The organism is Nostoc sp. DedQUE12b (genome assembly GCF_034530835.1).
GTDB lineage: Bacteria > Cyanobacteriota > Cyanobacteriia > Cyanobacteriales > Nostocaceae > Nostoc.
This window is the reverse complement of the sequence record NZ_JAVRCI010000013.1, coordinates 84290-99792: the sequence shown is the minus strand read 5'-3', so window position 1 is coordinate 99792 and position 15503 is coordinate 84290. Positions and strand designations below refer to the sequence as shown.

Genomic DNA, 15503 nt, shown 5'->3' with positions numbered 1-15503 from the left:
TTACTGGTTTAGCCACCCCAAATTTTCTCTAAAACTGCGTTTGGTGAAATATCCGCCGTTTTTCCCGTGAGGGATTCAATAGCCAGGAATTTATCGTTTTTCGGCAACAACTTAGCCGGATTGCTGGGGCCCAAGATGGCAATGGTATAGGTTTGGACTGCAACACTCAGTTGTAATGGCGCGCTATCAGTAGATAACATCAAATTTGCCCCAGCAATTATGGCAGTTAACTTACCAATATCATCTGGGGCAGTCACCTTGATATCTGGAGAAGACTCCAGAAGCGATCGCACAAACAGATCATCATCAACTCCCTTAATAACAACCACAGGCAGATCCGGCTGCTTTTGTTGGAAGGCTTGAATAATTTGCTGCCAATTTTCGACAGGGTAGATTTTATCCAGTTCTTTAGCCTGGGATAACTGGCCAGAACCGCCATGAATCAAGATATAGCCTGTTTCATGAACCCCTAAACGTTTTTGTTCCTTTTCTGCCCATTCAATATCTGGTTTGGGCACATTTACTGCTAACTCTGGGACAGGACTATTTATTTCCAATGGTTTTAGCAAGTCGTGGTAAACTGCTGCCGCATACTGGGATGGTTTTAATGGCACAGCATGGGTAAGAAAACCCGATCCTTTGCCTTGATAGCCAATGCGTATAGGAATTCCCGTCAACCAGAGTAAAAGACCCACCAACCAATTCTGCTTAACAGCAATGGCAACATCGTATTCGCGATCGCGAATTGTTCCCACTAAATTACCCCAATCTGCCAGACTGTTACGGTCATTAAAATCAAAGTTCAGCACCTCGTGAACTGACTTGCTCACTCGGTAGGCAGCCTTTGACCGGGGTTCAACAAAGACATCTATCTGAGCGTTAGGGTAATGGCGCTTCAGGTCATCTAGAGTCGGAAAGAAGAGAACTTGGTCGCCAATTCCGCCAGGTACAAGGGCTACTACTCGCATAATATTTATTGACGCTTACTCGCTCCCTATTTTAGGGGAAAATATATAGCTTAAAGATTGAGGAATTCTGTGTATTTACTAATTCCAGCTGCGGGAATCGGAAAAAGAATGGGTAGTAACCGCAATAAACTCCTGCTCCTCGTGCGATCGCAACCAATTATTGCTTGGACTTTATTAGCCGCAGAAGCCGCTAGTACAATTAGTTGGATCGGGATTATTTCTCAGTCTACCGATTGGCCAGAGTTCAATGCAATTCTCGCCGATTTGAAGCTGACTAAACCCGTGGAATTAATTCAAGGTGGTTCCACCCGCCAAGAATCTGTTTACAATGGTTTGCAATCTCTGCCAGTAGCCGCAGAACAAGTGTTGATTCACGATGGTGCTAGATGCCTGGCCACACCAGATTTATTTAACTCTTGTGCCGAGGCCATTCGCCACTGTCCCGGTTTAATTGCTGGTGTACCCGTCAAAGACACCATCAAAGTTGTCAATGAACAAGGCATAATTCAACAAACACCCGACAGACGACAACTATGGGCGGCACAAACTCCCCAAGGATTTGATGTCAAGTTATTGAAACAGTGCCATGCTGAAGGAGTCCGTCAAGGTTGGGAAGTAACTGACGATGCTGCTTTATTTGAAAAATGCGGCATCGAAGTCCGAATTGTCGAGGGAGAAGAGACAAATTTAAAAGTGACCACTCCACAAGATTTAGCGATTGCAGAATTTATTCTCACAAGTAGAGGCTTTTGAAGAGGCAGACGGGCAGACGGGCAGAGGAGCAGGGGAGATGAGAGGGATAAAGAGACAAGGGGAGGGGACAAGGAAAATAATTCCTCACTCCTCACTCAGCACTCAGCACTGTTTTGCCCAATGCCAAATTTGAAAATTAAAAAAATACTTTGACAATTTACGATATAATGCCACACACTTGTTGATTGTTAGTTGTCATGTACTAATGACCAATACAACTCTTGGAGAGGCTGCGCCCTAAGCGTAGCTATGCCGCAGGCTTTACAACTACGCGGTAGTTGAGCGAAGTCGAAACTCAGTACAAGTGACTAATGACCAATGACTAACGACTAATGACTAATGACTAAATGATTACAGCCACAGCGACGAAGATAGAAGCAATTCTCTATTTAAAGGGTAAACCCTTGTCGCTCGGCGAAATCGCCGAGTATGCCGCGTGCGATCGCGCCACTGTCAAAGAAGGCATAATTGAACTCATGGACAACTATGCCCACCGAGATAGTGCCCTAGAGGTAATAGAAACCCCAGATGGTTATAGTTTGCAACTACGGTCTGATTTTCATGACTTAGTGCAAACGATGATACCAGTAGAATTGGGTGTAGGTGCATTACGGACTTTGGCCGCGATCGCTCTTAATAGTCCCATACTCCAGAGCGACTTGATTAACCTGCGCGGTTCAGGAGTCTATCAGCACGTTCCAGAACTCGTCGAACTTGGGTTCATCCGCAAGCGCCGAGATAGCGATTCTCGCTCCTACTCACTTCAAGTAACCCCAAAATTCCATCAGTATTTCCAAATTGAACAACTCCCGCAAATACTTTCTACCAGCCAGAAGGAAGAACAACTAGAACTAGAACTAGAGTTAAAAGCAGTGGCGAGTGGGGAGTAAAGAAGGAATAGGGTACAGGTTACAGCGTGCAGATTATTCCCCATAACCTGTCATTTGTCATCTCTCCCCTAATTACACTCCCCTCCTCTTGACTTATACCCGTGGTGAATGCGCTAACCTTGTACTATGGTTTAGAGTGGAGTTAGCAATTAAGCTAAATAAAACTGCCAATGGTGTTTAATCCTGACTTTTTGAATGACAACTCTGAGGAACACCCTAATCAACTTCTTTCCGACCACTCTGAGGAATACCCTAATCAATTACTCAAATATCTACAGCATCAGTCTCCTGATGTTTTAGCTAGGGTTGCTCAGTCCGCCAGTCCCGAAATTAAACAAATCATCTCGCAAAATGTCCAAGGGCTAGTGGGAATGCTCCCCGCGGAAAATTTTAACGTGCAAATCACAACAGATCGGGAGAACTTAGCTGGACTTCTAGCGTCAGCCATGATGACAGGGTATTTTCTGCGCCAGATGGAACAAAGAATGCAGTTAGAGCATTTGTCTAATGGCCAATAATTAATAGTCAGTAGTCAAACATTCTGGAACTATTGACCAAATAATTACTAATTCGTAATTCGGAATGACGCACTCTAGGAATTACGAATTATGTTGACTACTTCTTTTCAGGATAAGCTCCTGATTGTACTTTGAAGGTTTGAACTTTACCGCTGCGGTTGACTTCGATAGCGATTATGTCTCCAACTTTGCTAGACTCTACCAGCCTTTGAACTTGGGCTGAAGTTTTGACTGGTTTACCGTCAACTTTTTGAATCACATCTCCAGGCAGCAGTCCTCCACGCTTGGCTGGAGAATCATCTGTGACTCCTTTAATCACAATCCCTGCATCCTGCTGAATATTTAGCTGATTTTCTTGATTAATCTGCTGTTTTCTGGTATGAGAAAGGTCTGCCATTTCAACACCCAAAAAGGGATGTTCCGCACGCCCTTTAGTAAAAAGTTCATTAGCGATGCGGGCGGCGGTTTCAATGGGGATGGCGAAACCAAGTCCTTGAGCATCAGCGCGGATAGCAGTGTTAATACCAATCACTTCGCCTTGGGCGTTCAATAAGGGACCACCAGAATTACCAGGGTTAATTGCGGCATCAGTTTGGATAAAGCTGACTCGCTTATCTGGGACACCAACTTGAGTGCTAGTGCGATCGGTAGCACTAATAATACCGATAGTGACAGTATTATCTAAACCCAGAGGATTGCCAATAGCGATCGCCCATTGCCCTGGGATCAGGTTTTGCGAATTACCCAGTTTTACTGTCGGCAAATCATTCGCTTTTATTTTTACCACTGCCACATCTGTTACAGAATCAACTCCTACTACCTTCCCCTCTAGACTCCGACCATCCTTGAGGGTAACTTGTACTGTATCTGTATCTGCCACGACATGAGCGTTGGTGAGTAATTCCCCATCTTCGCTCAAAATAAATCCCGATCCTGTACCGCGTTCAATGCGTTCTTGAGGAATTGGTTGCTCATCCTCTCCAAAGAATCGCCGCAAGAGAGGATTTTTTAAAGCGTCAGAAATGGGATTGGCTACTTTGCGAGTGGCATTAATCCGCACTACAGCCGGGCCAACTTTTTGCACTGCCGTCGCAATAAAATTCACGTTATCGCCACCAGTAGCCCCAATAGCTCCGTTAGAAGAATTCGGCACTATGGATTCTGGAGGCGAAGCCATTGTTACATTTTTTAACTGTTGGAACGAGCGATTTTGTGGCAGGAGATAGCGACTACCAAACAAACCTGCACCACCGCCAATTACCAGTAAAAACACATAAACCGCCAGTTGCTTTAAGGATAACTTCATAATTGTTTTGCTCAAGAACAGCAATGCAGTTGCTAATTTCTAAGTGTAGTCAAGCGAACGGCAAGTGGACAGATCAATTTACGAGAAATTAGGGAATAGGCATGGGGCATTGGGCATTTGTCATTAATTATTCTCCCCTGCTCCCCTGCTCCTCTGCTCCTCTGCTCCCCACTCCCCACTCTTCCCATCTAAAATCTAAAGTTAATGCGCTCTTGACCTGTGTACATGACTTTACCCTTTCGTCAACTGTTTCTCTGTAGCTTAGTTAGCGCCTTGGGCCTAGTAAGCATACTGCCATACTCAAACTCAAACATTGCTAACGCTGCTGTGGGTGGTTGCTCAACTCCAGCCTTATCTCGCTTCCAACGCCATAAAGTTCTTCGTGGTGAAACTTTGGAGAGCATAGCGCAGCGCTACAATCTCATTCCGACAACTATTATTGGTATGAATCCAGCTTTGCAGAACGGTGCAGCTGCCGCCGTTGGTAGTGTGCTTCAAATTCCTCCCTACAATGGGATTGTAGTCGAAGTGCCTCGTGGTCAAACTTGGCGACAAGTGGCGGCACAATACAAAGTTCGTGCTGATAGCCTGTTTGAGGTGAATGGCTGCCAACAAAACCCCAGAATTGTGTTTGTTCCGGGGGTAAATTGGTCGCCCAATGGTGTTGTAACTAAGTCCCCTTTACCTACTAATGCAGGTACGCCAAACCGTACATCTTTGTCTGGATACCCTTTAGGGGAAGTGGCAACTATAGGATTAGCTTACGGCTGGCAAATTAATCCTGCGACAAGTGAAGTTTTCTTCCACAGTGGTGTTGACTTATTAGCACCAATTGGTAGTAATGTGCAAGCGATCGCCCCTGGGACTGTAGCCTTTGCCAGCGATCAAGGTTCTTATGGCAAATTGGTCATTATTAACCACAGTGGTGGACTCCAAAGCCGCTACGCCCAGCTTGACAGTATCAAAGTTACTGTCGGCCAACAAGTGAAAAAAGGAGATTTACTAGGAACAGTAGGCACTAGTGGAAAACCAACTTCTAGTCAACCGCACCTCCATTTTGAAGTGCGTTCTAGCTCATCTCTGGGTTGGGTAGCGCAAGATCCCAAAGGTTATTTGAAGAAATGAGAGAATTGGAAGTAGTGAATTTTAGATTTTTTAGATTGAAATTTAATTCAAAATTCTCAGTCCAAAATTCAAAATTGTATTGCCCCATGCCCTATGTCCAATTTCCAAATTCACTAGATTTTACAATGTGCATTCCTGCCTCTGCAAACCTTGTAAATGCTGCATCTGCCTGTTCTGTGTAGTCTACAACACCAGGAACAACAACGGGGGAAGTGCAATCTTCTAGCAGATAGATTTTTTTCGTCAGGGTAGCATCTACCTGTTTAATTTCTGTTAATAAATCGTCAATTGTCCAAGCGACACAGTGACTTTTAGCTTGACCACCAATAATTACTGCATCATATTCTAAAAGTTGTTTAATCAGGCGCGTATTCTTTTGAGCGAGTGGACGTTGCTCAAAATCTTCCAACACTTCTGGACGTAAGATGGAATAGTTTTCTGTTAAGGGATTTTCACCTTTAATTTCAAATTGCGTTTGACTCTGACGCGCCATGCCGTGGAAAAATATCGCTTCTTCTACCGATGAAACTAGAGCATGACCAATACCGCCCAACATAGAATGATAAGGCCAAACAGTAAGGGGATATTTACCGTCTTGACTAAGTTTTTTAAGGTAATGGTAAACGTGTTTTTCTAATAATTCATAATCCCCATTAGTAACACTGTTAGCAACTGCTGGGTTGACTTTCCAGATACCTTGTTCAATATCTGCTGGTGTAATGCTAGTCGCGGCTGGGGTGGGATGTTCTCCCGCAGCGTTCATCCAAAATATCGGATGGAAGATTTGGGTTGCTGTGTGGGTATCTAGAGTAGGTACAATTTTTGTAATTACTCCCAAGTTGCGATAGATAAACTCACATAATCTGACATTATCATCCACTGCCCCTTTCCCAGATTTTCCACCTACAAATAATTCAAATCCAGGGATGCAGAAGGTGTTTTGGACATCAATTAAAAGTAGGCAAATACGAGTTTTATCTAAAGATGTAGGTTTGATATCGTGTTGTTTTGCCCAGATTTCAGCTTCAGCGGCACGTTCTTGATAAGGTACGCGCCAGACTTTGCCCACTTCTTCAAGATTAAAGTGTAGGGGAATTGGTAGTTGGGGTGTTATTTGGGTGTTCATAATTACAGCCGTTTTTTTTCTGTAATAACATCTACAATTTCAAACCCCAAATTTTCTTAAGTTTAAATTCAATAGTATACTTGTATTATAAAACACAAATTTAGCGTTAGCGAAGCTTAACGAAGTTATCCCTCTTATGAATCGAGATGAATTACTGAAACGCTATGATGCAGGTAAGTCCAATCATGCCTGATAGTAGTATAAAAAATGATAATTTATAGTTAAATTATTGCAGGTTGGGTCATAAAATTACGATAGCTTCTGTAGTATTTGTGACCCAGTAATAAAGCGATCGCGGTGTTTTGCTTTCCATTGTGAAACCTGCGCGATCGCACTCAAGCTACTCAGTTAAAAAGATTTTTAAGCAATATATCTTTACAAAAGAGCAAAACTCCTTAATTGCTCTTTATTTCTTTGCCTTTCTGATTCTCCATTTTTTTCTATATTAATCGTCCAAAAAAGCGCTAGCTGTGGCAATCTGGGAAACAGAGATTTATTAAATCTGATATTTGAGCAACAGCAAATTTACCTAATCAGGTTATGCAAACTCTGCCCACAGTAAACACTTCAAGCATCACATCACCTCAAGCCACCTTTGATACAACCATCAAGCGGCGTAAAACCCGTGCCGTAAAGGTTGGAAATGTCACCATTGGCGGCGGCTACCCCGTTGTGGTGCAGTCAATGATTAACGAAGACACTCTTGATATTGATGGTTCCGTAGCTGGTATTCGTCGTCTGCACGAAATAGGCTGCGAAATTGTCCGCGTCACAGTGCCAAGTATGGCTCATGCTAAAGCTTTAGGAGAAATTAAACAAAAATTAATTAAAACTTACCAAGATGTGCCCATTGTGGCTGATGTCCATCACAACGGGCTGAAAATCGCTGTGGAAGTTGCCAAGCACATAGAGAAAGTACGGATTAATCCAGGCTTGTATGTGTTTGAAAAGCCAAACATTAATCGCACTGAGTATACTAAAAGCGAATTTGACGAAATTGGCGATAAAATCCGCGAAACCTTAGAACCTCTAGTAGTTTCTTTGCGCGATCAAGGAAAATCGATGCGAATTGGGGTAAATCACGGTTCTCTGGCTGAAAGAATGCTATTTACCTACGGTGACACCCCCGAAGGAATGGTGGAATCTGCCATAGAATTCATCCGCATTTGTGAATCTTTGGATTTCCGCAACTTGGTAATTTCCATGAAAGCCTCACGAGTCCCGGTGATGGTAGCCGCTTATCGCCTCATTGCCAAGCGTATGGATGAACTGGGTATGGATTACCCGTTACATTTAGGCGTTACGGAAGCCGGTGATGGCGAATACGGGCGAATTAAATCAACAGCTGGTATTGCTACCTTACTTGCTGATGGCATTGGCGATACAATCCGCGTTTCACTTACAGAAGCACCGGAAAAAGAAATTCCCGTCTGCTACAGCATTCTCCAAGCTTTGGGATTGCGAAAAACGATGGTGGAATACGTTGCTTGTCCTTCCTGTGGACGCACTTTGTTTAACCTAGAGGAAGTGCTGCACAAAGTCCGGGAAGCCACTAAACACTTAACTGGGCTAGACATTGCAGTTATGGGTTGTATTGTCAATGGACCAGGAGAAATGGCAGATGCCGACTATGGGTATGTTGGCAAAACACCTGGTTATATTTCTTTGTACCGTGGTAGAGAAGAAATTAAAAAAGTCCCAGAAGATAAAGGTGTAGAGGAATTAATTAACCTCATTAAGGCAGATGAACGCTGGGTAGAACCTTAAAAGGGGCAGAGGAGAGGGGCAGGGGAAGCAAGGGAGCAGGGGAGCAGGGAAAAATTGAAGTTGCAGTAAGTTTTTCCCCTCTGCACCTCTGCCCCTTTGCACCTCTGCCTCTTGTGCCCAATACCCAATCCCCAAAAACTTTGCATCTTTTGACCACCAAGGTTGCCTGATTGTCAAGTATTTTGTTTAAATTAAGAATACATACTCGGTCTGTACAGTGGTAGCCTGTGTTAGATTGAGCATACTGACTATAAATTTTCCCTCTGACGCAGCTGTCATTATGGTGATTACAAAAAGTAGGCTTGTTTTGGGTGCTACGGCAGTTACACTCTCCACGATCGCTGTTACTAGCCTTGGCATTCATTCGCGAGGTCAGGCTTTATTTAAAGCAAGTCCTAAAGAATTAGTAGATGAAGTTTGGCAAATTGTTCAGCGCCAATATGTCGACGGTACTTTTAATCAGGTAGATTGGCAGGCTGTTCGTAAGGAATACTTGAGCAAGTCCTACAGTAATCCGCAGGATGCGTATAAGTCCATTCGGGAAATGCTGAAAAAGCTAGAAGATCCGTACACCCGATTTATGGACCCGTCGGAATTCAAGAATATGCAGGTGGATACCTCTGGAGAATTGACAGGGATTGGGATCACCATTAGTCAGGATGAAAAAACCAAGCAATTGGTTGTAATTGCGCCAATTGAAGATACACCGGCCTTTAAAGCTGGTGTTTTGGCAAAAGATATCATCCTCAAAATTGACGGCAAAGATACTAAGGGGATGGATACTAATCAGGCAGTATCGTTGATTAGAGGTGAAGCAGGCTCGCAAGTCAGCTTGACAATTATGCGCGACGGTAAGACAAAACAGTTTGACATCAAACGGGCGCGCATCGAAATCCATCCAGTTAAGTTTTCTGAAAAGAAAACTCCAGCCGGAAATGTTGGCTACATTCGCCTGAACCAGTTCAGCGCCAATGCTAGTAAAGAAATGCAAACTGCCATTAAAAATTTAGAAAGCAAAAAGGTAGCCGGATATATTCTCGATCTGCGTGGTAATCCAGGCGGGTTACTCTTCTCCAGTGTGGATATTGCTCGGATGTGGATAGATAAAGGTAAGATTGTCTCCACTGTTGAACGTCGAGGAGAAGCAGAAAAGGAAGAAGCAAACGGACGAGCTTTGACCAATAAACCGTTGGTAGTGTTGATAGATAAAGGTTCCGCTAGTGCCAGTGAAATCCTCTCAGGGGCTTTGCAGGATAATAAGCGTGCTACTTTGGTGGGTACTCAAACCTTTGGTAAGGGACTAGTGCAATCGGTACGCCCCCTGGAAGATGGTTCAGGATTAGCGGTGACAATTGCTCATTACTATACCCCCAATGGTACAGATATCAATCACAAAGGCATTTCGCCAGATGTGAAGGTGGATTTGAGCAAAAAGCAGATGGAGGATTTGTGGCTCCATGAACGTGACAAACTCGCTACTCTTGCAGACCCTCAATTCGCTAAAGCAGTGGAAGTGATAGGTAAAAAAATTGCTGCTAAGGGCATACCTACAGCAGAAAAATGAAGAGTTAGGAATGAAAGTTAGGAGTGAATAGTGAGGAGTTAGGAATAAAGTCCGTCACTGTCAACTTCTAACTACTAACTTAAACTGGTTGGCACTTTCCAGCCCTAATAAGTCCGACACGTCGAGCGATCGCTTCTTCTGGCGAACTAAAAGGCCCCCACTGTTCTATAATTTCTAAATTATCGTCGCCAACTTGCTCGCTGGGGATGATTTCACAGTTTCCAGCAGAACGCTTGATAATATACCAAGTTTGTGAATCGTTCATATTTTAAATAAAAATCTTGTTTTTATAGTCAGAATTTTACGGCATACAGAAAATATCTTCGCACTTACTGTTATTAATCGAGGTAGACTAAATTTTGATAGTCCCCTCGATTTCTCACATTAATTCACTATTGGCTAATACTTCCGCTCTTTTGGCTCAAACATATTAATCGCCACCGGTCGATATTGAATGTCAATTCCGGCTGGTGAATAGTAAGCCATTGTGTGTTGGAGAAAGTTCGTATCATCTCGCTCGGAATAATCTTCGCGGAAATGAGCGCCACGACTTTCTTGGCGATTTAGGGCTGATGCCAAAATAGTCTGCCCTACTACCATCAAACTTCGTAATTCTAAAGCTTCCACGAGTTCTGTATTCCAGCAACTACCTTTGTCATCTAAATAAATTTGCGGGTATTTTTGTTGTATTTCTTCTAATTTCTGCAAACCTTCAGTCATTAATGCCTCAGTGCGGAAAACACCACAGTACTCAGTCATACAATCCTGAAAAGCTTCACGGACTTGGTTAATGCGGTACTGTCCCGGTTGTTCTAGCAAAGCTTGAATTTGTTGCTGGGCTTCTGTTAGATACCGTTGCTCATCTACAGAGGGTAACTTACGTTTTTGCACAAATTTGGCGATCGCAGCCCCAGTTCTTTTACCATAAACTACGCATTCCAGTAGTGAATTACTCCCCAAACGATTTGCACCATGTACGGAAACACAAGATGTTTCACCCGCAGCAAAGAAAGCATCAACTAAACCATCGCCACTACTGCGAACTTGACCATCGGTGTTAACTGGGATACCACCCATACAATAATGAATTGTCGGGCGGACTGGCATCGGTTGAGTTACTGCGTCAACGCCTACCAAACGATGGGCTTCTTCCCAGCAAAAGGGAACGCGACTCATAATTTTTTCTTTGCCCAGATGGCGCAGATCCAGATAGACAAAGGGGCCGCCAGCACTTCCATTGAGATGAATACCACGTCCGGCGCGAATTTCGTAAGCGATCGCTCGTGAGGTAATATCACGAGGAGCTAGTTCCATGCGACTGGGTGCATAGTTCGCCATAAAGCGATCGCCTTCACTATTAATCAGATACGCCCCTTCACCCCGTACCGCTTCCGAAATCAGCACCCCTACCGGATATAAGCCAGTGGGATGAAACTGGACAAATTCCATATCTTCGAGGGGCAAACCTGCGATCGCAGTCATTGCCAAACCATCACCCGAAGAAGCGTAATCATTAGAGGTAGTGTTATAAACGCGACCATAGCCCCCTGTGGCAAACATCACCGCCTTAGCCCGCACCACCTCGATATGTCCATCCAAAAGATGGAACATGACCACACCCTTCGCCTCATTTTCTTCTAAAATGAGACGCATCACGTACCACTCTTCATAAACTTGCACCCCATAACGCCGCAAATTGTTAACCAATTCGTGCAAAATCGCGTGACCGGTTTTGTCAGCAGCGTAACAAGTGCGGTTGTGAGAATGTCCGCCAAAAGCTCTTTGGGCAATGCGCCCATCGGGTAAGCGAGAGAACAAAACGCCGAGATGTTCTAAGTCAATTACCACATCTGGCGCTTCTTGGGCGAGAATCGCTACAGCGTCTTGGTCTGCCAAGTAATCAGAACCTTTGACAGTATCAAAAGCGTGTGCTTCCCAACTATCTTCGGAATCAACATTTTTCAGCGATGCAGCCATACCACCTTGAGCTGCAACCGAGTGAGAACGAATTGGATGGGTTTTGGCAACCACAGCAATATTTAAATTGGGGTCAGTGCGGGCAATTTCTACAGCAGCGCGACATCCCGCCAATCCGCCCCCGACAATAATCACATCGTGTTCCAGCATAATTAGCCCCCTGATTGCAAACCACTGCTGTTCTATTGTAGAGACGTGATTAATAAGCTAGTGGGTTGTGACAGTAGCATCTTTACTAAAAAATTCCCTGCTTCTATACAGGGAGGTTGTAACAAATTTTGAAATTAGGAGTAAAAAGTTAAAAACAAAGAGTTATGGCACAGATGGAGTGACTCATAACTCATAATTCATAACTCCTAACTCTTTAGCTAGTTGCTTGTACAGGTTGTTGCTGAGAGACATTACCTGGTATGGGTTCCATTTTAGTCCCTGGCCCTACAGGACTGACTTCAATATGATTTAACAAGGTAGTGACAAACGCGAACAACAAGAAAGGTAGCGATAGCAGAACAACGAGACCCGCTGTTGCTAAAGCGTACACGGGCCGCTTGGCACCCATCAACGCCAAGGCTGATGCCAAACTTAGGGTAATTGTAATCAACCAAACAATTATTTGACCGTAGATATCACCGAAAGTCAGGGTACAGACAAAGCGGTACTTTTGAATATTATTTTCGCTCATCACATTTGCCTCAAGTCTCTCCTAATAGGTTCTACGTTAGAACTATGTTTGCCTTGTAGGCAATTTCTAAATATTTTTGCAAGCTTTGTAATATCACTTCACAATCTAGCTGCCTTTGGCGATAAGGCAGCTATGCTAAAAAACTTCTTTCTTTCATAGGAGAGATCGCGATCGCCTTCTTAACAAACACTATCTTGATTTTAAACAAAGAGACTATTTGTATTTGTCATCTATCAAATTCAGGATATTTCAAATAAATATATCAATTCTATTTAATTTGTGAAAATTGCAACCCACAAATTCCCGACCTTGTAAAAGTTGTTGGGTATCTTGTTTCTCGCGAGTGATTCAGGATTACTATAAAATTTATTTTTTTGCTAGTAAATATTAACTAAAGAAATCAAGTAAAGCTAGAATGCAAAAACCGATTTTTTGATGTTAAATTTTGAATATTGCCCGAATTTGTTGACTTAAATCAACAAAAATCTTTATTTTTCGTGGCAATATTGTTTTAGGAGTGAACGTGAATACTATTTTTCTTCGTAAAGGTGTTTTTTGGTTGCCAAGTATCGCTGCTCTTGCATTCCTGAGTAGTGGTTTATCTGCAAGCGCCCAGACAGTAGACAAGTTGAGCAATCAGCCATTAACTGAACCTTCCGCAACCGTAGCGTCTCCCAAAGAGTTTAGCCAAAACCTCTCTACAGAAACAACTGAAACTTTTACAGTCACAAATTTAACTAAGGTAGAGCAATCGCCTAACGCTGCGATACAGGAAAACGCCAGTGTAATACCCATACCCGTTCCAGGCACAGTGGCGACCTCATCTGCAACGCTCACCTCTGAACCTGTACAACCGACTTCTCAACCATCAGCTACAAGAGTGGCACAATCTGATATTGATTTAGGTAGAACTACTAGTGGTGGTAGTAGCTATCTTGGCGTCGCTGCTAACATTGGTTTGAGTGGTGGTGATACATCTTTGGGCGACGGTAACTTTGCGGTAGTTAGCAAAATCGGACTGACAAATTCTATATCAATACGACCCTCAGCCGTATTTGGGGATAACACCACAGTTCTACTTCCGATCACCTACGATTTTACCTTTAAATCAGCAGATGCTTTTAGCGAACCATTAGCGATCGCACCTTACGTCGGAGTAGGTGCAGCTTACAAAACTGGTGATGATTCGCAATTTGCCTTTTTGGTGTCTGGTGGGATTGATGTGCCTCTAACTTCTCAATTTACGGCAACGGCTGCTATAAATGCTGGATTCTTCGATCAAACTGATGTGGGCTTGTTATTAGGAGTTGGTTATAACTTCAGTGGACTTTAAGAATTAGGAGTTAGGAATTAGGAGTTATTAAGATTAAATTCATAACTCATCACTCCTAACTCCTAACTCCTAAGTTTCTACTTAGGGGTAACTTTGTCAATCACCTTGATTGTGCCATCGTCTCCTACTGTCCAAACATCGTATACACCCACGACATCGCCGTTAGCATCAACATCTACGTTGCCGCTAGCTCCTTGGTAGTTAATCTTTTGACCATCTTTAAGTAACTTCAGTCCCTCGCAGACATCAGTAACTTCTGTGCCAGGCCCATCAGCAACTTCCCGGATTTTGCTGGCTATACCAACGCCTGTATTTTCCTTAGCAGCTTGCGCCGCCAATGTTAATAAAGCAGCTGCATCCCAAGCTTGAGGAGCGTATTCTCCTGGCGCACCACCCTTTTTATCTTTCCACAGCTTGTTGAAAGCTTCTAATGCTTTACCATCAGAACCCGGTACTGTACCGATCGCTCCTGTTAAAATATATTTACCGTCATCGCCTTTGCCAACTTGTTCGGGAAAAGTCGGTGATTTTACCCCATCTGTCAGCAGAATCTGTACTCCCTTCGCCACACCTTGCTGATAGGCGGCTTTCAAGAACAGACTACCAGTTTCTGCATAGAGTACAGCCAGAACTGCATCTGGCTTACCAGCAAAAGCAGCAGCCGCTTCTGTATCAAATGTTTGAGCTTTTGGATCGTAGCGGACAGGTTTATCTTTATTAACTATAGTTCCACCCAATTTTTCAAAAGTTTGCACAAATGCTTTTTCAAACCCTACGCCATAGTCATTATTAATTACGACTGTTGAAACTCGCTTGAAACCTTTTTTTCTGGCAAGTTGGGCTAAAGCTAGTGCTTGGTAGGTATCGGGAGGAGCTGTACGTGCCCAAAAGCCTTTATAGTCGCCTTTTTGAGCCTTGTCGGTAAAGACGGGACTGGTACTACCAGGAGAAACCAGCATAACTTTATTCGGCGTGGCAATGGAGACTGCCGCACTAGAAACGCTACTAGCAAAGGAGCCAACTACACCTGCTACTTTATCTAAAGTTGCTAGTTTGGTCATACCGGCAGCTCCAGCTTTCGGGTCGGTTTGGTCATCTACTTGCACCAAGGTAACTGATTCGCCATTCACCCCACCGCAAGCGTTGACCGTATCGACCAGTAAAGGGACGGAACCTAGCATTTGCTGTCCAACGGAGGCCAAGTCGCCTGTCGTTGGTAGCAAGGAACCAATTTTTAGCCCTTTAGTACTGCTTGTAGTAGTTGAGTTTGCCGCTGGGGTGGCGGTATTTGCGTTGTTAGCTGTGCCGTTGGGGGTACTGCTATCACCACAAGCCCCAAGTAGAAACCCAGCCGCGAGGGTAGCTATACTTAAACTTAAGGCGGCGCTAATTTTTCTCATAAATTACTTTTACTCCTCAGATATTTAGGAGCCTAAAAATAAGATCCAAACTAGATTTGTAACTTAGCTGGATCTTATCAAGACTCCAAAGGAT

General features: G+C 43.7%; 14 protein-coding genes. 7 read left to right on the top strand and 7 right to left on the bottom strand.

The window, feature by feature from the left end; genetic code table 11:
• Positions 1-8: 8 nt before the first annotated feature.
• A complete protein-coding gene (locus tag RMY16_RS09665) occupies positions 9-968 on the bottom strand; it encodes a glycosyltransferase family 9 protein (RefSeq protein WP_322736168.1) in 960 nt (319 codons plus the stop codon).
• Positions 969-1037: 69 nt separating this feature from the next.
• Between RMY16_RS09665 and ispD the strand changes: the two genes are divergently transcribed.
• The 3 genes from ispD (at position 1038) to RMY16_RS09650 (ending at position 3129) form a co-directional block, all read left to right on the top strand.
• Positions 1038-1721, top strand: coding sequence for a 2-C-methyl-D-erythritol 4-phosphate cytidylyltransferase (gene ispD, locus RMY16_RS09660; protein WP_322660184.1), 684 nt, complete (start codon positions 1038-1040; stop codon positions 1719-1721).
• A gap of 347 nt (positions 1722-2068) precedes the next feature.
• A complete protein-coding gene (gene scpB, locus RMY16_RS09655) occupies positions 2069-2611 on the top strand; it encodes an SMC-Scp complex subunit ScpB (RefSeq protein ID WP_094347413.1) in 543 nt (180 codons plus the stop codon).
• 170 nt (positions 2612-2781) lie between these two features.
• Positions 2782-3129, top strand: coding sequence for a DUF760 domain-containing protein (locus RMY16_RS09650; protein ID WP_094347414.1), 348 nt, complete (start codon positions 2782-2784; stop codon positions 3127-3129).
• 97 nt (positions 3130-3226) lie between these two features.
• On the opposite strand, the gene RMY16_RS09645 is transcribed toward RMY16_RS09650, so the two are convergent.
• Entirely contained in the window at positions 3227-4435 is a 1209-nt protein-coding gene (locus tag RMY16_RS09645) for an HhoA/HhoB/HtrA family serine endopeptidase (protein ID WP_322736167.1), read from the bottom strand.
• Between the two features lie 225 nt (positions 4436-4660).
• On the opposite strand from RMY16_RS09645, the gene RMY16_RS09640 reads away from it, so the two are divergent.
• The gene (locus tag RMY16_RS09640) at positions 4661-5560 is read left to right on the top strand and encodes a M23 family metallopeptidase (protein ID WP_322736166.1); all 900 of its coding nucleotides are present in this window, start codon (positions 4661-4663) and stop codon (positions 5558-5560) included.
• A gap of 91 nt (positions 5561-5651) precedes the next feature.
• Here the strand turns inward: RMY16_RS09640 and RMY16_RS09635 are convergent, their stop codons facing one another.
• Complete coding sequence (locus RMY16_RS09635) at positions 5652-6686, bottom strand: isochorismatase (protein ID WP_322736165.1); 1035 nt, start codon at positions 6684-6686, stop codon at positions 5652-5654.
• A gap of 540 nt (positions 6687-7226) precedes the next feature.
• Here RMY16_RS09635 and ispG point away from each other — a divergent pair.
• On the top strand, positions 7227-8453 hold the full coding sequence (gene ispG, locus RMY16_RS09630) for a (E)-4-hydroxy-3-methylbut-2-enyl-diphosphate synthase (protein WP_322736164.1): 1227 nt from the start codon (positions 7227-7229) through the stop codon (positions 8451-8453).
• 280 nt (positions 8454-8733) lie between these two features.
• Complete coding sequence (ctpC, locus tag RMY16_RS09625; protein WP_322736163.1) at positions 8734-10017, top strand: carboxyl-terminal processing protease CtpC; 1284 nt, start codon at positions 8734-8736, stop codon at positions 10015-10017.
• Positions 10018-10096: 79 nt separating this feature from the next.
• On the opposite strand, the gene RMY16_RS09620 is transcribed toward ctpC, so the two are convergent.
• The 3 genes from RMY16_RS09620 to RMY16_RS09610 form a co-directional block, all read right to left on the bottom strand.
• Positions 10097-10282, bottom strand: coding sequence for a DDE transposase family protein (locus RMY16_RS09620; RefSeq protein ID WP_322736162.1), 186 nt, complete (start codon positions 10280-10282; stop codon positions 10097-10099).
• A 134-nt stretch (positions 10283-10416) separates the two neighbouring features.
• Positions 10417-12144, bottom strand: a complete 1728-nt coding sequence (locus tag RMY16_RS09615; protein ID WP_322736161.1) for a succinate dehydrogenase/fumarate reductase flavoprotein subunit — start codon at positions 12142-12144, stop codon at positions 10417-10419.
• Between the two features lie 214 nt (positions 12145-12358).
• Positions 12359-12676 carry a hypothetical protein gene (locus tag RMY16_RS09610; protein WP_099102821.1) on the bottom strand — a complete coding sequence of 106 codons (318 nt, stop codon included), beginning with the start codon at positions 12674-12676 and terminating at the stop codon, positions 12359-12361.
• 523 nt (positions 12677-13199) lie between these two features.
• Here RMY16_RS09610 and RMY16_RS09605 point away from each other — a divergent pair.
• On the top strand, positions 13200-14009 hold the full coding sequence (locus tag RMY16_RS09605) for a hypothetical protein (RefSeq protein ID WP_322736160.1): 810 nt from the start codon (positions 13200-13202) through the stop codon (positions 14007-14009).
• A 77-nt stretch (positions 14010-14086) separates the two neighbouring features.
• Here the strand turns inward: RMY16_RS09605 and RMY16_RS09600 are convergent, their stop codons facing one another.
• A complete protein-coding gene (locus RMY16_RS09600; RefSeq protein WP_322736159.1) occupies positions 14087-15409 on the bottom strand; it encodes an ABC transporter substrate-binding protein in 1323 nt (440 codons plus the stop codon).
• Positions 15410-15503 lie beyond the last annotated feature (94 nt).